15 protein-coding genes are annotated in these 17,280 nt (G+C 72.9%); 11 read left to right on the top strand and 4 right to left on the bottom strand.

All coding sequences use genetic code 11. The annotated features are described in order from the left end of the window. From ABZ128_RS03085 to pdhA, 3 genes are all read right to left on the bottom strand, one after another. The coding region (locus ABZ128_RS03085; RefSeq protein WP_356845725.1) for a biotin/lipoyl-containing protein at window positions 1–328 on the bottom strand (328 nt) is incomplete at its 3' end. A 34-nt stretch (window positions 329–362) separates the two neighbouring features. Then, the gene (locus ABZ128_RS03080; RefSeq protein WP_356845702.1) at window positions 363–1,343 is read right to left on the bottom strand and encodes an alpha-ketoacid dehydrogenase subunit beta; all 981 of its coding nucleotides are present in this window, start codon (window positions 1,341–1,343) and stop codon (window positions 363–365) included. Continuing rightward, the gene (pdhA, locus tag ABZ128_RS03075) at window positions 1,343–2,545 is read right to left on the bottom strand and encodes a pyruvate dehydrogenase (acetyl-transferring) E1 component subunit alpha (RefSeq protein ID WP_356845701.1); all 1,203 of its coding nucleotides are present in this window, start codon (window positions 2,543–2,545) and stop codon (window positions 1,343–1,345) included. Before pdhA ends, ABZ128_RS03080 begins: the two co-directional genes overlap by 1 nt. A 325-nt stretch (window positions 2,546–2,870) precedes the next feature. Between pdhA and ABZ128_RS03070 the strand changes: the two genes are divergently transcribed. After that, entirely contained in the window at window positions 2,871–3,533 is a 663-nt protein-coding gene (locus ABZ128_RS03070; protein ID WP_356845700.1) for a response regulator transcription factor, read from the top strand. Between the two features lie 22 nt (window positions 3,534–3,555). Here the strand turns inward: ABZ128_RS03070 and ABZ128_RS03065 are convergent, their stop codons facing one another. Beyond that, a complete protein-coding gene (locus ABZ128_RS03065; RefSeq protein ID WP_356845699.1) occupies window positions 3,556–5,151 on the bottom strand; it encodes a protein kinase in 1,596 nt (531 codons plus the stop codon). Window positions 5,152–5,380: 229 nt separating this feature from the next. Here ABZ128_RS03065 and ABZ128_RS03060 point away from each other — a divergent pair, with 229 nt between their 5' ends. The 10 genes from ABZ128_RS03060 to ABZ128_RS03015 all read left to right on the top strand — a co-directional run bounded on the left by ABZ128_RS03060 (window position 5,381) and on the right by ABZ128_RS03015 (window position 17,256). Continuing rightward, window positions 5,381–7,027: a protein kinase gene (locus tag ABZ128_RS03060; protein ID WP_356845698.1), complete on the top strand. Its 1,647-nt coding sequence runs from the start codon at window positions 5,381–5,383 to the stop codon at window positions 7,025–7,027. Between the two features lie 224 nt (window positions 7,028–7,251). Continuing rightward, window positions 7,252–7,767 carry a hypothetical protein gene (locus tag ABZ128_RS03055; protein ID WP_356845697.1) on the top strand — a complete coding sequence of 172 codons (516 nt, stop codon included), beginning with the start codon at window positions 7,252–7,254 and terminating at the stop codon, window positions 7,765–7,767. A 107-nt stretch (window positions 7,768–7,874) separates the two neighbouring features. Continuing rightward, on the top strand, window positions 7,875–8,561 hold the full coding sequence (locus tag ABZ128_RS03050) for a PadR family transcriptional regulator (protein ID WP_356845696.1): 687 nt from the start codon (window positions 7,875–7,877) through the stop codon (window positions 8,559–8,561). A gap of 27 nt (window positions 8,562–8,588) precedes the next feature. Continuing rightward, complete coding sequence (locus ABZ128_RS03045; protein ID WP_356845695.1) at window positions 8,589–9,344, top strand: ABC transporter ATP-binding protein; 756 nt, start codon at window positions 8,589–8,591, stop codon at window positions 9,342–9,344. Continuing rightward, complete coding sequence (locus ABZ128_RS03040) at window positions 9,341–12,166, top strand: ABC transporter permease (RefSeq protein ID WP_356845694.1); 2,826 nt, start codon at window positions 9,341–9,343, stop codon at window positions 12,164–12,166. Before ABZ128_RS03045 ends, ABZ128_RS03040 begins: the two co-directional genes overlap by 4 nt. Before the next feature lie 94 nt (window positions 12,167–12,260). Then, window positions 12,261–12,794 (top strand): bacterial proteasome activator family protein, encoded by a 534-nt coding sequence (locus ABZ128_RS03035; RefSeq protein WP_356845693.1) that lies wholly within the window; start codon window positions 12,261–12,263, stop codon window positions 12,792–12,794. A 118-nt stretch (window positions 12,795–12,912) separates the two neighbouring features. Further along, window positions 12,913–13,827, top strand: coding sequence for an NTP transferase domain-containing protein (locus ABZ128_RS03030; protein WP_356845692.1), 915 nt, complete (start codon window positions 12,913–12,915; stop codon window positions 13,825–13,827). After that, window positions 13,824–15,158: a molybdopterin molybdotransferase MoeA gene (locus ABZ128_RS03025; protein ID WP_356845691.1), complete on the top strand. Its 1,335-nt coding sequence runs from the start codon at window positions 13,824–13,826 to the stop codon at window positions 15,156–15,158. The genes ABZ128_RS03030 and ABZ128_RS03025 overlap by 4 nt, the downstream gene beginning before the upstream one ends. Next, window positions 15,146–16,240: a potassium channel family protein gene (locus ABZ128_RS03020; protein ID WP_356845690.1), complete on the top strand. Its 1,095-nt coding sequence runs from the start codon at window positions 15,146–15,148 to the stop codon at window positions 16,238–16,240. The genes ABZ128_RS03025 and ABZ128_RS03020 overlap by 13 nt, the downstream gene beginning before the upstream one ends. Before the next feature lie 38 nt (window positions 16,241–16,278). After that, a complete protein-coding gene (locus ABZ128_RS03015; RefSeq protein ID WP_356845689.1) occupies window positions 16,279–17,256 on the top strand; it encodes an NAD(P)H-quinone oxidoreductase in 978 nt (325 codons plus the stop codon). Window positions 17,257–17,280: the final 24 nt, after the last annotated feature.

Below are 17,280 nucleotides of genomic sequence, written 5' to 3'. Positions count from 1 at the left end.
CTCTTCCCCCCCCCCCGCACCCCCGTTCGGCCGGGGCGGCAGCCGGAGCAGCCGCGGCTGCCGGGGCCCCGGCAGCCTCCGTACCGGCGGCGCCGGCGGTGTCGCCGCCCCCGGTCTGCACCGAGATGATGACCTGGCCGACGTCGACGGTGGTGCCCTCCTCGAAGAGGAGCGCGTGCACGGTGCCGTCGAACGGGATCGGCAGCTCCACGGCCGCCTTCGCCGTCTCCACCTCGCAGACGACCTGCCCGTCGGTGACCGTGTCACCCGGCTGGACGTACCACTTGAGGATCTCGGCCTCGGTCAGGCCCTCGCCCACGTCGGGCATCTTGAATTCGCGGATCGTCACGGGAACGCTCTCCTCAGTACGCAAGCGAGCGGTCGACGGCGTCGAGCACCCTGTCCAGGCCCGGCAGGTACTCGTCCTCCAGGCGGGCCGGCGGGTACGGGGCGTGGAAGCCGCCGACGCGCAGCACCGGCGCCTCCAGGTGGTAGAAGCACCGCTCCGTGATGCGGGCGGCGATCTCCGAGCCCACGCCCAGGAACACCGGCGCCTCGTGGACCACGACGAGCCGGCGGGTCTTCTCCACCGACGCCTGCAGCCCGTCGAAGTCGATCGGGGACATCGAGCGCAGGTCCACGACCTCCACCGACTTGCCCTCCTCGGCCGCCGCGGCCGCCGCCTCCAGGCAGACCTTCACCATCGGCCCGTACGCCGCCAGGGTCAGGTCGGTGCCCTCCCGGGCCACCCGCGACGCGTGCAGGGCGTCCGGGATCGCGTCGACGTCGACCTCGCCCTTGTCCCAGTAGCGCCGCTTCGGCTCGAAGAAGATCACCGGGTCGTCGCTGAGGATCGCCTGCTGGAGCATCCAGTAGGCGTCCGAGGCGTTCGACGGGGAGACCACCTTCAGGCCCGCGACGTGCGCGAACAGGGCCTCGGGGGACTCCGAGTGGTGCTCGACCGCGCCGATGCCGCCCGCGTACGGGATGCGCACGACGACCGGGAGCTTGATCTTGCCCAGGGCCCGCGCGTGCATCTTCGCGAGCTGCGTGACGATCTGGTCGTAGGCCGGGAAGACGAACCCGTCGAACTGGATCTCCACGACCGGCCGGTACCCGCGCAGGGCCAGGCCGATCGCCGTGCCGACGATGCCGGACTCGGCGAGCGGGGTGTCGATGACCCGCTCCTCGCCGAAGTCCTTCTGCAGGCCGTCGGTGATCCGGAAGACACCGCCCAGCTTGCCGACGTCCTCACCCATGATCAGGACCTTGGGGTCCGTCTCCAGGGCCTTGCGCAGCGACTCGTTGAGCGCCTTCGCGATCGACATCTTTTCGACAGCCATCAGTGACCCTCCTCGAAGGACGCGAGGTAGGCCGCGAACTGGGCGCGCTCCTCGTCGACGAGCGCGTGCCCGTCCGCGTAGACGTTCTCGAAGATCGCCATGGTGTCGGGGTCGGGCATGGCGCGCACGACCTCGCGCACCCGCTTGCCCAGGGCCTCGCTCTCCGCCTCCAGCTCCGCGAAGAACGCCTCGTCGGCGCCGCCGCTCGCCAGCAGGTGGGTCTTCAGGCGCAGGATCGGGTCCTTCGCCTCCCAGGCCTGCGTCTCCTCGTCCCGCCGGTACTTCGTCGGGTCGTCGGAGGTGGTGTGCGCGCCCATGCGGTAGGTGAACGCCTCGACCAGGGTCGGGCCCTCGCCGCGGCGCGCCCGCTCCAGCGCCCAGCGGGTCACCGCGAGGCAGGCCAGCACGTCGTTGCCGTCGACGCGGACGCCCGGGAAGCCGAAGCCCTGGGCGCGCTGGTAGAGCGGCACGCGCATCTGGCGCTCGGTCGGCTCGGAGATCGCCCACTGGTTGTTCTGGCAGAAGAACACCACGGGGGAGTTGTAGACGGCCGAGAAGGTGAACGCCTCGGCCACGTCGCCCTGGCTGGACGCGCCGTCGCCGAAGTAGGCGATGACCGCGGAGTCCGCGCCGTCCTTGGCCACGCCCATCGCGTAACCGGTCGCGTGCAGCGTCTGCGAGCCGATGACGATCGTGTAGAGGTGGAAGTTGTTGGTGTTCGGGTCCCAGCCGCCGTGGTTCACGCCGCGGAACATGCCGAGCAGGTTCGTCGGGTCGACGCCGCGGCACCACGCCACACCGTGCTCGCGGTAGGTCGGGAAGACGTAGTCGTCGTCGCGCAGGGCCCGGCCGGAGCCGATCTGGGCGGCCTCTTGGCCGAGCAGCGAGGCCCACAGGCCCAGCTCGCCCTGGCGCTGGAGGGCGGTCGCCTCGCCGTCGAAGCGGCGGGTCAGGACCATGTCGCGGTAGAGCCCGCGCAGGTCCTCGGTGGTGATGTCCTCGACGAAGGACAGGAACTCTGCGTTCTCAGGATGATCAGCGGCGCTGAGCCGTTCCCCTTCGGGCGTCAGCAGCTGTACGAGCTGGGGCTCGGTGTTCTGCGCGGTGGCAGCGGCGGTCTTGCGGGCGCTCGCCGCGCCTGCCGCCCGCTTGGTGCCGCTGCTGCGTCGCGGCTTGCGCGCGGCAGTGCTCTCCACGGTCACGTGTGCTCCTCCGTCGGTCCGGCTCCCGGGTTCTCCGGGGTCCAGTGCGGCTCACCTGATCCGTACCCGCGCACGGGGTGGGTGCGCGTCGCAGTACGGGATCCAGGCGTGACAGGTGCCCCGGCAAGTGCCCTGCGCAATGCACGTTACCCAGTGCGCCGCACAACTGCGAAACCCCACTTGACCTGCGTTTTTGCTTGGATTTCCAAGTAAATCCGCCAGGCCGGGAACAAGCACTGGTCACAGCCTTGCAGGGGGCCGGAACAACGGCACGTTATCCCGGGTAACCGCGGCAGGGAAGGGGTGAATGTGTGAAACTGAGTTCGTGCGCGAAGACGGAAAAATCAAGGTATTCCTCCTGGACGACCACGAAGTGGTACGACGCGGCGTATATGAGCTCTTGTCGGTCGAAGAGGACATCGAGATCGTCGGCGAGGCAGGCACCGCGACGGAAGCCCTGGCCCGTATTCCCGCCGCCCGCCCCGACGTGGCCGTCCTCGACGTACGCCTTCCCGACGGCAGCGGCGTGGAGGTCTGCCGCGAGGTCCGCTCGCAGGACGACTCCGTCAAATGCCTGATGCTGACCTCGTTCTCCGACGACGAGGCCCTCTTCGACGCGATCATGGCCGGCGCCTCGGGCTACGTGCTCAAGGCGATCCGCGGCAACGAGCTGCTCGGCGCCGTGCGGGACGTCGCCGCCGGCAGGTCCCTGCTCGACCCGGTCGCCACCGCACGCGTGCTGGAGCGGCTGCGCGACGGCAGCGGCGGCAGGGGCGACGACCGGCTCTCCCACCTCACCGAGCAGGAGCGCAGGATCCTCGACCTGATCGGCGAGGGCCTGACGAACCGGGTCATCGGCGAGCGGCTGCACCTGGCCGAGAAGACCATCAAGAACTACGTCTCCAGCCTGCTGTCCAAACTGGGCATGGAGCGCCGCTCGCAGGCAGCCGCCTACGTGGCCCGCCTCCAGGCGCAGCGGCGCGCCTGACCCCCGGCGCGCCGCCCGGGGGTCATTCCCCGTCCCCCTGGCCCAGGTTCGGCGGGTCCACCGGGGCCGAGTGGCTCTTGGTGGGCGACGGCGCCGACTTGGTCGGCGCCGGGCTCGACTTCGACACCGAGGGCGACGGGCTGTTCGACAGGGACGGCGAGGGGCTCGGGCTCGGCGAGTACCGGCTGTAGGACGGCGACGGCGTGTAGTCCTCCGAGGAGCGCGGGGAGTTCGACTTCTCGTGCGACGGCGTGTTCTGCGGACTCTCCGGGGCGCTGCCCTGTGCGCTGGAGGAACTCTGGACGGCGGGCGGGTTGTTGTCGTTCTTCCCCTTGTGGCCCACCGAGTTGACGGCGTACGCCACGCCGGCCGCGACGGCCAGGACCGCGAGGACGGCGAACAGCCACAGCTTCCAGCGGCTGCCGCCCCGGTCCTCGTACCCCTCGTAGCCGTCGTAGCCGCCCTGGCCCCCGCCGTGGGCGAGACCGCGGGTGTCGTACTGGCCGCCGCCGGGGAAGGCCGAGCCGTCGTCCGGGTTCAGCGGGGGCACCATCGGCTGCTGGAACTGCGAGGTCGTCGAGTGCGCCGCGTACTGCTGCGGGCCGCCGCCGGGGCCCGCGGGCATCGCCGTGGTGGGTGCGCCGCCGCGGCCGTGCGGCAGGGCCATGGTGACCGGGCCGGTGTTCCAGGTGCCGCTGTTCGCCCCCTGGTCGTGCAGCATCTGGAGCGCGTACTGGACCAGCCCGCGCATCTCCTCGGCGCTCTGGAACCGGTCGTCCGGGTCCTTGGCCAGGGAGCGCATGACGAGTCCGTCGAGCTCCTGCGGGATGTGGTGGCCCTCCGGCAGCTGCGACGGCGGCACCGGCGCGTCCTGCACGTGCTGGTAGACCACCGACAGCGGGGTCTCGCCCGTGAAGGGGGGCCGCAGCGCCAGCAGTTCGTACAGCAGGCAGCCGGTCGCGTACAGGTCGGAGCGGTGGTCGACGGCCTTGCCGAGCGCCTGCTCGGGCGAGAGGTACTGCGGGGTGCCCATGACCATGCCGGTCTGGGTCATCGTCGACTGCGCGCCGTGCAGGGCGCGCGCGATGCCGAAGTCCATCACCTTCACCGCGCCGGCGTCGGTGATGATGACGTTCGCGGGCTTGATGTCCCGGTGCACGATGCCGTGCTGGTGGGAGTACGCGAGCGCTTCGAGCACGCCCGAGACGATGATCAGCGCCTGCTCGGGGCCGGGGGCCTCGGCGCTGATCAGCAGGTCGCGGATGGTGCGGCCCTCGACCAGCTCCATGACGATGTACGGGACCGTGTTGGGGCCGACCCTGTCCTCGCCGGAGTCGTAGACGGCGACGACGGCGTGGTGGTTGAGCCCGGCGACCGACTGGGCCTCGCGCGTGAAGCGGGCCTTGGAGACCGGGTCCTCGGCGAGGTCGGCGCGCAGCAGCTTCACCGCGACGGTCCGGCCCAGGCGCACGTCCTCGGCGGCGAACACCTCGGCCATGCCGCCGCGCCCCAGCCGGTGGGTGAGCCGGTAGCGGCCGTCGCCCACCAGGCCGCCGGCTCCCCAATGCTCAGGACCCTCGGCCGTCCCGGCGCCGTTTCCCTCGGGTTCGGGTGCCATCAGTCCTCGCCGTCGTCTCTCTCGGCCGCCGCTCAGCGGTAGGTCCTTTTCGTGTGCTCCGATGCACGCTACAGCCTCGGAACAGGTCGCCGTTCGGACATCGGCGTGCGGTGGCCGTGTGGTCACGAAGCGGGCACCCGGCTTGACGTGTGCTTGCCCTCCGGCAGACTGGGCGCGACATGCGCTCAGCCAGACGCGTAGGGACACATCCCGAGGGGAAGCAACAGTCATGAGCCAGGACGGCACTCAGGGCCAGTACGCGGGCGGCTCTCTGGCCGGTGGCCGTTACCAGCTAAGGGACTTGCTCGGCGCGGGAGGCATGGCGTCGGTCTACTTGGCGTACGACTCGGCGCTCGACCGCCAGGTCGCCATCAAGACCCTGCACAGCGAACTCGGGCGGGAACAGTCCTTCCGTGAGCGGTTCCGCCGTGAGGCGCAGGCTGTTGCGAAACTGTCGCACACGAACATCGTCTCGGTATTCGATACGGGTGAGGGCGAGGTCACCTTCGCCTCCGGCGCGGGCGACGCCGCGGTGATGCCGTACATCGTGATGGAGTACGTGGAGGGCCAGCCGCTCGGCTCCGTCCTGGAGGCCGACATCCGCCAGTACGGGGCGATGCCGGCCGACAAGGCGCTGAAGGTCACGGCCGACGTGCTCGCGGCGCTGGAGACCAGCCACGAGATGGGGCTCGTCCACCGCGACATCAAGCCCGGCAACGTGATGGTGACCAAGCGCGGCGTGGTCAAGGTGATGGACTTCGGCATCGCCCGGGCCATGCAGTCCGGGGTCACCTCGATGACCCAGACCGGCATGGTGGTCGGCACGCCGCAGTACCTCTCGCCCGAACAGGCACTGGGGCGCGGCGTCGACGCCCGCTCCGACCTGTACTCGGTCGGCATCATGCTCTTCCAGCTGCTGACGGGGCGGATCCCCTTCGACGCCGACTCGCCGCTGGCGATCGCGTACGCGCACGTCCAGGAGGAGCCGGTCGCCCCGTCCTCCATCAACCGCTCGCTCACCCCGGCGATGGACGCGCTCGTGGCGCGGGCCCTGAAGAAGAACCCGAACGAGCGCTTCCCCACCGCGGCGGCCATGCACGACGAGGTCACCCGGGTGCTGTCGGCCGGTCAGGCCGGCGCCCCGGCCATCGTCCCGGGCGCCCACACGGGCGGCAGCGGTGCGGGCGTGGGTTCGGCCGTGTTCCCGCCGCTGGACTCCGGCTTCCCGCCGTCGCCCCAGCAGTCGGTGCAGCAGCCGTACGCGCCGGCCCCGACGCCGTCCCCGTACGCCCCCACGCCGCCGCCGCAGACGCACGGTCAGGGCGGCTACGCCTACCCGCAGCAGCAGGTGCAGCAGCAGTACGCGCCGCAGACCCCGCCGCCGTTCACCATCTCCCCGGCGGCGAACACGGCCACGACGGCCGCGGGCGGCGGCAAGCGGAACACGCCGGTCGTCGTGGGCGCGATCGCCGTGGCCGTGCTGGCCGTGGGCGGACTGATCGCGGCCGTGGCGATGAACGGCGACGACGAGAACAAGGGCAACGGCGCGAGCCCCTCCACGTCGAGCTCCGCCTCGGCCAAGGCCGGGTTCAAGGGCCCGGACATCTCGCGCACGATCGACCCGGCCAAGTGCAAGGACCCGTCCAAGCACTACAGCGACGCCACGAAGTACACGGCGCCCGACCTGCGCTACAAGAACCTGCTGTCGGTGAAGGAGTGCATCCAGGCCTCCGGCGGCAAGTACAAGATCGTCGAGAAGGACGAGGCCGTGTACGGCAAGGACACCGTCCTCGACCAGAACCCGCGCCCCGGAGACAAGATCGACAAGGAAGGCACGGAGTACACGCTGACCGTGTCGACCGGCAATCCGGAGTAACGGCAGGGCGGTACGGCGGTACGGCGGTACGGCGGTACGACCGCCGGGCGGGCCGGCTCCGCGAGCCGGGCGAGCCCTCGCCCCCACGACACACCGGCATCCCGGGCAGCCCTGATGGGCCGCCCGGGATGCCGCTTTTGCCCCACCATGTGAACCTGAGCGAAACATCTCGGTCTCCCCCGGACTCCGTGCGGGGGCACCCCCAGGGACGGGAGGGGCTCCCCGTGTCTCAACGCCTGCGGGCACAGCGCTGGCTGGCCGGGGCCGCCCTGGCCGCCGCGGCGCTGGTGCCGGCCTCCTCCTCGTACGCCGCCCCGCCCGCCCGGGCGACGGCTCCCGTGCGCCCCCCGGCCGCGGCTCCCGAGGCCGCGACCCCCGGCCCCGCCCGACCCGACTCCGTCGCCGACGTCCCCCACGAGGCCTGGGGGGAGCTGGCCGGGAGCGTCGCCGGCGTCGGCCGCAAGCACCCGGGGCGGCCCGAGGCCGAGCCGGCGAACCCGGAGTCGCTGATCGTCTCCCGCCCCGTGCCGGCCCGCCCGCTCCCGCACCAGCGCCCCCGCCCGCAGACCCCGCTGCCGCGGATCGCCCCGAGCCCCCCGCAGACCGTCACCGCCCTGGGCACCGGCCCCAACGAGCGGGCCGCCGACCTGGCCGCCCACCTCCTGCCGCTCGGCACCGGATTCGCCCTGATGGGGGTCGGTCTGGGCTACCTCGGAGTGCGCCTGCGCAGAGGGGCGTGACCGCGGCCGCGAGCCCCGCGGTCCGGTCCGGCGGGCGCGGCATCCCCCTTCCGGCGTACGCCCAGGGATGGTTGCACTGATCGACATACTCGGTATACATACTGAGTATGTCGATCCGTCACGGCCTTCTCGCCCTGCTGGAACGGGGTCCTCGGTACGGCTCCCAGCTGCGCACCGAGTTCGAATCCCGCACCGGCTCCACCTGGCCGCTCAACGTCGGGCAGGTGTACACCACCCTCGCCCGGCTCGAACGCGACGGCCTCGTCGCGCCCGACGGCGAAGACGCCGCCGGGCACACCCTCTACGCCATCACCGACAGCGGGCGCGCCGAATTGCACCAGTGGTACGAGCGCCCCGTCGACCGCACCAACCCGCCCCGCGACGAGCTGGCCATCAAGCTCGCCATGGCGGTGGGCGCCCCGGGCGTGGACATCCGCGCCGTCATCCAGGCCCAGCGGCACGCCACGATCCGGGCGATGCAGGACTACACCCGGCTCAAGGCACAGGCGCTCGCCGCGATCGAGAGCGGGCAGTCCAGCGAACGCGACGACGTGGCCTGGCTGCTGGTCGTCGAACAGCTGATCTTCCAGACCGAGGCCGAGGCGCGCTGGCTCGACCACTCCGAGTCCCGGCTCGTCCGGCTCGCCCTGCAGGCCGGCCGGCGAGCCGATCCCGCACCGCCCCAGGCCACCGACACCACCGCAACCGGTACCGGAACCCGTGCCGACGCGGGCACCGGCACGGACGCCGGAACAGCACCGCAGCTCCGCGCCGCCCGCACGCACCGGAGCTGACGACACCACCGTCCCAGGGGGGACCCCATGCCTGACCCGCAGTCCGCACCCGCCCACGGCGAGCCCGTTCTCCGGCTCGACCGGCTCGTCCGCACCCACGGCAGCGGCGCCACCGAGGTGCACGCCCTGCGCGGCATCGACCTCTCCGTCCACGCCGGCGAACTCGTCGCCGTCATGGGGCCCTCGGGCTCCGGGAAGTCCACCCTGCTCACCCTGGCCGGCGGCCTCGACACCCCCACCAGCGGGCACGTCGTCGTCGAAGGCACCGACATCACCACCGTGAGCCGCAGGCAACTGGCCGCGCTGCGCCGCCGCAGCATCGGGTACGTCTTCCAGGACTACAACCTCATCCCGGCCCTCACCGCCGCCGAGAACGTGGCCCTGCCCCGGGAACTCGACGGGGTGTCCGCCCGCAAGGCCCGCATCTCCGCCCTCGCCGCCCTGGAGGAGATGGGCCTCGGGGAGCTCGCCAACCGCTTCCCCGACGAGATGTCCGGCGGCCAGCAGCAGCGCGTGGCCATCGCCCGGGCCCTCGTCGGCGACCGCCGCCTGGTGCTCGCCGACGAACCCACCGGCGCCCTCGACTCCGAGACCGGGGAGTCCGTCCTCGGCCTGCTGCGCGCACGCTGCGACGCCGGCGCCGCCGGAATCCTCGTGACCCACGAGCCGCGTTTCGCCGCCTGGGCCGACCGCGTGGTCTTCCTGCGCGACGGCAGCGTCGTCGACGAGACCCTGCGCAGCCAGGCCGACTCGCTGCTCACCGGGCAGGCGGCCGGCCAGTGAAATCCCCGTACCACGCATGGATCGCGGCCATCCGGATAGCCCGCCGCGACGCCTGGCGCGCCAAGGGCCGCAGCGCCCTCGTCCTCGCGATGATCGCCCTGCCGATCGTCGGGGTGAGCGCCGCCGACCTCACCCTGCGCAGCGCGGAGCTCTCCCCCCGGCAGGCCGTCACCCGGCAGATCGGCGCCGCCGACGCCCGGCTGCGCGACTCGGGCATGGGCATGCCCGTCTACCAGGACCGGGAGGGCGGGAACTTCACGCCCGTCGGCGGCTACGACGCGTACGACCCCGCCAAGGAGGCCGATCCGCGGGCCCTGACCGCGGCGCTCCCGGCCGGCGCCGAGTACCTCAAGGACAGCACCGCCCACGCCAAGATCCGCACCAAGTACGGTCTGCTCGACACCGAGCTGCGCGAGATCGACGCGGCGAACCCCCTGGTCGAGGGCATGATCACCGTCAAGCGCGGGCGGCTGCCGGTGGAAGCGGGCGAGGTCCTCGCCACCACCGCCTTCCTGGAGGAATCCGGCTTCTTCGTGGGCTCCGAGTTCCGCGCCCGCGGCTCGAACACCTGGTACCGGATCGTGGGCGCCTACGAACTGCCCTCCGAGCTGAAGAAGACCGAGGTCCTCGCCCCGCCCGGGACGCTCCTCACACCGCTGGACAAGGCCCTGCGGGACGCGGGCGTACCCGGCGTGGTCGCCGAGGACACCTACCTCGTGAAGGTCGGCGGCGACGGTTTCACGTGGAACATGGTCAAGGAGGCCAACGCCAAGAGCGTGGTGGTCGCCTCCCGCGCCGTGCGCCTCCACCCGCCGGCCGACGCCGACGTGCCGTACCTGGCCCAGCAGAAGGAGCTGGGCTACTACGTCCCGGACGACGGGCTGCCGGTCACCGAGCTGGCCGTCCTGGCCACCGTCGTCGGCCTCGCGATGCTGGAGATCTGCCTCCTGGCCGGACCGGCCTTCGCGGTCGGCGCCCGGCGCTCGCGCCGCCAGCTCGGCCTGGTCGGCGCCAACGGCGGCGACCGGCGCCACATCCGGGCCGTCGTGCTCTCCGGCGGCCTGGTGATCGGAGCGGCGTCCGCCGTCAGCGGCACCGTCATCGGCGTCGCGCTCACCGTGGGACTGCGGCCGGTGCTGGAGGAGTCCCTCGGGAAGCGCTTCGGCGGCTTCGAGTTCCGCCCGCTGGAAATCCTCGGCATCGCGCTGCTCGCCGTGGTCACCGGCCTGCTGGCCGCCGTCGCCCCCGCCGTCACCGCCTCCCGGCAGACCGTGCTGGCCTCGCTGACCGGCCGCCGCGGCGTCCGCCGGGCCAACCGGGTCCTGCCCGTCATCGGACTGCTCGCCCTGGGCCTCGGCGCCGCGATCGCCCTGTACGGCACGGCCTCGCGGATGGGTGCCACGGTGGTCGCGGGCGGCAGCGCCCTCGCCGAGCTGGGCATCGTCGCCCTCACCCCGGTGCTGGTCGGCCTGTTCGGCCGGCTCGGGCGCTGGCTGCCGCTGTCGCCGCGGCTCGCGCTGCGCGACGCCGTGCGCAACCGGGGCCGTACGGCGCCTGCCGTGGCCGCCGTGCTGGCCGCCGTCGCCGGAACCGTCGCGGTGGCCACGTACGCGCACAGCTCGGAACTCCAGGCCCGCCACGACTACGTGGCCGAACTCCCCGAGGGGGCCGGGGTGGTGGCGCTCCAGGAGAGCGGACGCCACAAGGACGTGCCCGCCGTGCGGGAGGCCCTGAACCGGGAACTGCCGGTCGCGGTCCGGGCGGACGTGGACTACATCTCGGTCGGCAAGGCCGGATGCGAGACGTACTCCACCGACGACGGCTGCGGCCGGGCCGAGATCATCCAGCCCAAGGACCAGCGCTGCCCGCTCTACGAGGCGAAGAACGGGCCCGCCTCCTTCAGCCCGGAGCAGGCCCGGGAACTGCGCATGGACTGGCGGTGCCGGATGAACCGGCACGCCACGCGCCACGACACCGTCGTCGCCGACGAAAAGCTGCTGACGGTGCTCGCGGTCACCGACCCGGGAGCGGTGTCCGCCCTGAAGGCCGGCAAGGCCGTCTCCTTCGACAAGCGCAACGTGAAGGACGACAAGGTCACCCTGCGGCTGATCTCCAACAAGGAGGCCCTCGGCCGCGAACCCGGCGTGGACCCGCCCGGCGAGGACAAGGTCTTCCCCGTCCACCAGGCGCCCGACACCGCCGAGGGCTACGGCATCGCGCTGGTCCTGCCGCCCGCCGCGGCCAGGAATGCGGGCCTGTCCACCCTGCCGTTCGGCTCGTACTTCACCCTGGACGGCAAGGCCACCAGCGAGCAGCGGCAGCGGCTCGAAGGCCGGATCGACCAGATCGGCGTGGAGGCCCCCGTCACCGTCGAGGCCGGCTACCAGGGCCAGGACGGCATCGCCATGACGGCCCTCACGCTCTTCGCGGGACTGGTCACCATCGGCGCGGCCGGCATCGCCACCGGGCTCGCCCAGGCCGACGCCGAGGCCGACCTGAAGACCCTGGCGGCGGTCGGCGCCGCGCCCCGGGTACGGCGCACGCTCAGCGGCTTCCAGTGCGGGGTGGTGGCCCTGATGGGCGTCGTCCTGGGCACCCTGGCCGGCATCCTGCCCGCGGTGGGACTGCGGCTCGTCCAGCGCCGCGAGCAGGCCCACCTCCTGGAGACGGCCGGGGGCCCCGACGACGTGCTGTACGTGCCGATCGCCCTGCCGTGGGAGACCTTCGGCGCCCTGCTGGTCCTGGTCCCGCTGGGAGCGGCCCTGCTGGCCGCCCTGGTCACCCGGTCGGGCGGCGCGCTGGCCCGCCGCGCGGCGGCCTGACGGTCACTCGCTGTTCACGCCCCCGTACAGGTTGGATCACGCCTGTACGGGGGCACACCGTGTGAGTACGAAGGTGTGCGAGACAATGACCGGCATGGAGATGCCGAGGAGTGAACGGTCGCAGGACAGTCCCCCGCACGTCCTGATCGTGGGACAGGACGGGACGGCGGTCGGCGGCGCCGATGACGAGTCGCGCGAGGTCCCGGTGACGGAGATGGTCGAACAGCCCGCCAAGGTCATGCGGATCGGCAGCATGATCAAGCAACTTCTTGAAGAGGTGCGCGCCGCACCTCTGGACGAGGCCAGCCGGGTCCGTCTCAAGGACATCCATGCCGCCTCGGTGAAGGAGCTGGAGGACGGCCTGGCCCCCGAGCTCGTGGAGGAACTGGAACGCCTCTCCCTCCCGTTCACGGAGGAGGCCATTCCGTCCGAGGCGGAACTGCGCATCGCGCAGGCCCAGTTGGTGGGCTGGCTGGAGGGCCTCTTCCACGGCATCCAGACCGCCCTGTTCGCGCAGCAGATGGCGGCGCGGGCCCAGCTGGAACAGATGCGCCGCGCCCTCCCGCCGGGCGCACCGACGGACGACGAGGAAGCCCACGGCGCCATCCGCTCCGGCCCGTACCTCTGATCCTTCCCGCCCCGCCGCCGAGCGGCGGGGCACCTCTTTGCCCGCGGCCCGGGCGGAGCCTCCCGGCGGCGGCCGGGCAAGTCCGGCCGCCGCGAGGGGACATCGCATACTCGGGGGTATGAGCTACGACGCGATCGTCCTCGCAGGCGGCGCCGCGCAGCGCCTCGGCGGGGCGGACAAGCCCGGCCTCCGCGTGGGCGGCCGCACCCTCCTCGACCGCGTCCTCGACGCCTGCTCCGACGCCGCGACCACCGTCGTCGTCGGCCGGCGCCGCCCGACGGCCCGCCCGGTCCGCTGGACCGTGGAGGACCCGCCCGGCTCCGGCCCCCTCGCCGCCCTGGCCGCCGGCCTGCGCGGCACCACCGCCGACCGGGTCCTCGTCCTCTCCGCCGACCTTCCCTTCCTCGACCGGAACACGGTCCGCGCCCTTCTCGCCGCGCCCCCGGCCGACGGAGCCGACGGAGCCCTGCTCCGCGATCCCACCGGCCGCGACCAGCCCCTCGTCGCCGCCTACCGCGCCGAGTCCCTGCGCCGCGAGATCGCCCTCCTCGCCACCGAGCACGGCAGCCTGTACGGCCTCCCCCTACGCTCCCTCACCGCCGAGCTGGACCTGGCCAAGGTGACGGACACTGCGCCACTCGCCTCCTTCGACTGCGACACCTGGGAGGATCTCGCCTCCGCCCGCGCCAGGATCAGAGAGCATGGAACCGTGCTGGACCAATGGATCACCGCCGTCAAGACCGAGCTCGGGATCGACCTCCCGGTCGACACCAAGACCCTGCTCGATCTCGCCCGTGACGCCGCCCACGGCGTCGCCCGGCCCGCCGCCCCGCTGACCACCTTCCTCGTCGGTTACGCGGCGGCCCACGCCGAAGCCACCGGCGCCGACCCCGCCGCCGCCGTCGCCGAGGCCTCCCGCAAGGCCGCCGAGCTCGCCCTGCGCTGGGCGGCCGAAGCCGGGCCCGACGCCGGCCCGGGCACCGGCACCGGCACCGGCACCGGCACCGGCACCGACGACAACCCCCCAGGATGACCCGGATGCCCCCCACCGACGCCGCCGACCACGCCCTGGACGAAGCCCTGGCCCTCGTCAGCCGCGACCCCCGCTTCGGCCCGGCCGCAGGCGGCGGCGTGGGCGGGGGCCTGGGCAGCGGCCACCCCGCCACCGCCTGGTCCCAGGCGCGGGAGACCGCCGTCCGCGCCGGTTCCGGCGTCCGGCCCCGCAGCCACCGGGTCCCCCTCGCCGCCGCGCTGGGAGAGGTGCTGACCGATCCCCTGGAGGCCCTCACCGACCTGCCGTCCTTCGACACCTCCGCCATGGACGGCTGGGCCGTGGCCGGACCGGGCCCCTGGACCGTCCGTCCCGGCGAGGACGTGCTGGCCGGCTCCGAGCGCCCCGAGCCGCTCGCCGACGGCCAGGCCGTACGGATCGCCACCGGGGCCCGGATCCCCGGCGACACCACCGCCGTGATCCGCACCGAGCACTCCCGCGAGTCCGGTACCCAGCTCTACGCGGAGCGGCCCGTCCTCACCGGCCAGGACATCCGGCCGCGCGGCCAGGAGTGCCGCTCCGGCGACCTGCTGCTGCCGCCGGGCTCCCTCGTCACCCCGGCCGTCCTCGGGCTCGCCGCGGCCGCCGGGTACGACGAGCTCACCACCCGGCCCCGGCCCCGGGTCGAGATCCTGGTGCTGGGGGACGAGCTGCTCACCGAAGGCCGCCCGCACGACGGGCTGATCCGGGACGCCCTGAGCCCCATGCTCGGCCCGTGGCTGGACCGGCTCGGCGCCGAGGTCACCGGCACCCGGCGGCTCGGGGACGACCCCGCAGGGGCCCAGGCCCTGCTGGACGCCGTCACCGGCTCCGACGCCGACCTGGTCATCACCACCGGCGGCACCGCCTCCGGCCCCGTCGACCACGTCCACCCCGTCCTGCTGCGGGCCGGTGCCGAGCTGCTCGTCGACGGGGTCGCCGTACGCCCCGGCCATCCCATGCTGCTGGCCCGGCTCGGGGACCGCGCCGAGGGCCGCCACCTGGTGGGCCTGCCCGGCAACCCGCTCGCCGCCGTCTCCGGACTGCTCACCCTTGCCGAGCCCCTGCTGCGCGCCCTCGCGGGCCGCCGCCGACGCCCCCGGTACACGGCCCCGGTCCGGGACGACGTACCCGGCCACCCGTACGACACCCGGCTGGTCCCGGTGGTGCTGACCGACGAGCACGCCGTACCCCTGCGCTACCACGGCCCGGCCATGCTGCGCGGGATCGCCGCCGCCGACGCGCTGGCCGTCGTACCCCCCCACGGCGCGCGATCCGGGCAGGACCTGGAGATCCTCGACCTGCCCTGGGTCGCGGGGGGATGTTTCACGTGAAACTGCCCGGCCAGGACGCGATGGCCCGGGGCCAGGACGAGAAGCTGGTCTCCCGTCGCGTCACGCTGCCCAAGCGCATCGTCAAAAGACCGCTGAAGCAGGTCGCCGAGCGCCTGCTGATGGCGCTGTTCGTGCTGTTCCTGACGGTCCTGATCGTCTGGCTGGACCGGGACGGCTACCACGACAACGCCGACGACACCGTCGACCTGCTCGACTGCGTCTACTACGCGACCGTCACGCTCTCCACCACCGGCTACGGCGACGTCGTCCCGCACAGCGACAGCGCGCGGCTGGTCAACATCCTGCTGGTGACCCCGCTGCGCGTGGTGTTCCTGATCATCCTGGTCGGCACCACCCTGGAAGTCCTGACGGAGAAGACCCGGGAAGAGTGGCGGCTGAACCGCTGGAGGAAGAACTTGCGCGAGCACACGGTCGTGGTCGGCTTCGGCACCAAGGGCCGCTCGGCCCTCCAGACGCTGCTGGCCACCGGCCTCGCCAAGGACCAGGCCGTCATCGTGGACCCCAGCGCCAACGTGATCGACTCGGCCGCCGCGGAGGGATTCACGGGGGTGGTCGGTGATGCCACCCGCTCCGAAGTGCTGCTCCGCGCCGAGGTGCAGCGGGCCCGGCAGATCGTCATCGCCACTCAGCGGGACGACACGGCGGTCCTGGTCACGCTGACGGCCCGGCAGCTCAACCGCGGCGCGAAGATCGTCGCCGCGGTCCGCGAGGAGGAGAACGCGCCGCTGCTGCGCCAGTCGGGCGCGGACGCGGTCATCACGAGCGCGAGCGCGGCGGGCCGTCTGCTGGGCCTGTCGGTGCTGAGCCCCAGCGCCGGCACCGTGATGGAGGACCTGATCCAGCAGGGCAGCGGGCTGGACCTGATCGAGCGGCCCGTGAAGAAGTCCGAGGCGGGCCGGGGGGTGCGGGAAACCGACGACCTGGTGGTGAGCGTGCTCCGCGGCCACCGGCTGCTGGGCTACGACGATCCGCACGCCGGCCCGCTCCAGCTGACGGACCGTCTCATCACCATCGTCCGGGCCCCCGTGGGCGAACCGCCGACGGGGCGGGGTCGGGCCTAGCCATGTCCTGACGGCGCGGTTGGCGTACCCTCCGGGCCATGCATGCGATCACCATCGAACAGCCCGGCGGCCCCGAGGCCCTCGTCTGGGCCGAGGTACCCGATCCGGTGGCCGGCGAGGGCGAGGTGCTCGTCGACGTCGTGGCCGGCGCCGTCAACCGGGCCGACCTGCTCCAGCGCCAGGGGTTCTACGATCCGCCCCCCGGCGCCTCGCCCCATCCCGGCCTGGAGTGTTCCGGGCGGATCACCGCGGTTGGACCGGGCGTATCGGGCTGGGCGGTCGGCGACGAGGTGTGCGCGCTGCTGTCCGGCGGCGGGTACGCGGAGCGGGTGGCCGTTCCCGCGGGCCAGCTGCTGCCGGTTCCGGCCGGGGTCGACCTGGCGACGGCGGCTTCGCTGCCGGAGGTGGCCTGCACGGTGTGGTCCAACGTCTTCATGGTGTCCCACCTGCGCCCCGGTGAGACGCTGCTCGTGCACGGCGGCTCCAGCGGGATCGGCACCATGGCCATCCAGCTGGCGAAGGCCGTCGGCGCGAAGGTGGCGGTGACGGCCGGAGATCCGCAGAAGCTGGCCCGCTGCAAGGAGCTGGGCGCGGACGTCCTCGTCGACTACCGCGAGCAGGACTTCGTGGCGGAGGTCAAGGCCGCGACGGACGGCGCCGGGGCGGACGTGATCCTGGACATCATCGGCGCCAAGTACCTGGCGCGGAACCTGGACGCGCTGGCCGTCAACGGCCGGCTCGCGGTGATCGGCCTCCAGGGCGGCGTCAAGGCCGAACTGAACCTGGGTGCCCTGCTGTCGAAGCGGGCGGCGATCACGGCGACCTCGCTGCGGGCGCGGCCGCTGGAGGAGAAGGCGGCCATCGTCGCGGCCGTACGGGAGCACGTGTGGCCCCTGCTGTCGGCGGGGGTGGTCCGCCCGGTGGTGCACGCGGTCCTGCCGATGCGGGAGGCGGCCGAGGCGCACCGCATCATGGAGGCCGGAACGCACGTGGGCAAGATCCTGCTGACCACCTGACAGCTGACCACCTGACCACCTGGC

The organism is Streptomyces sp. NPDC006326, assembly GCF_040612915.1.
Lineage (GTDB): Bacteria > Actinomycetota > Actinomycetes > Streptomycetales > Streptomycetaceae > Streptomyces.
Note: the sequence above shows the minus strand (reverse complement) of the source record. Positions and strands in the feature narration are given on the sequence as shown.

Excerpts from the sequence above, each read along its gene's own strand:
- ABZ128_RS03080 (WP_356845702.1), bottom strand. The coding sequence starts at position 1,343 with ATGGCTGTCGAAAAGATGTCGATCGCGAAGGCGCTCAACGAGTCGCTG.
- ABZ128_RS03065 (WP_356845699.1), bottom strand. The coding sequence starts at position 5,151 with ATGGCACCCGAACCCGAGGGAAACGGCGCCGGGACGGCCGAGGGTCCT.
- ABZ128_RS03060 (WP_356845698.1), top strand. The coding sequence starts at position 5,381 with ATGAGCCAGGACGGCACTCAGGGCCAGTACGCGGGCGGCTCTCTGGCC.
- ABZ128_RS03050 (WP_356845696.1), top strand. The coding sequence starts at position 7,875 with ATGTCGATCCGTCACGGCCTTCTCGCCCTGCTGGAACGGGGTCCTCGG.
- ABZ128_RS03045 (WP_356845695.1), top strand. The coding sequence starts at position 8,589 with ATGCCTGACCCGCAGTCCGCACCCGCCCACGGCGAGCCCGTTCTCCGG.
- ABZ128_RS03035 (WP_356845693.1), top strand. The coding sequence starts at position 12,261 with ATGGAGATGCCGAGGAGTGAACGGTCGCAGGACAGTCCCCCGCACGTC.
- ABZ128_RS03030 (WP_356845692.1), top strand. The coding sequence starts at position 12,913 with ATGAGCTACGACGCGATCGTCCTCGCAGGCGGCGCCGCGCAGCGCCTC.
- ABZ128_RS03025 (WP_356845691.1), top strand. The coding sequence starts at position 13,824 with ATGACCCGGATGCCCCCCACCGACGCCGCCGACCACGCCCTGGACGAA.
- ABZ128_RS03020 (WP_356845690.1), top strand. The coding sequence starts at position 15,146 with ATGTTTCACGTGAAACTGCCCGGCCAGGACGCGATGGCCCGGGGCCAG.
- ABZ128_RS03015 (WP_356845689.1), top strand. The coding sequence starts at position 16,279 with ATGCATGCGATCACCATCGAACAGCCCGGCGGCCCCGAGGCCCTCGTC.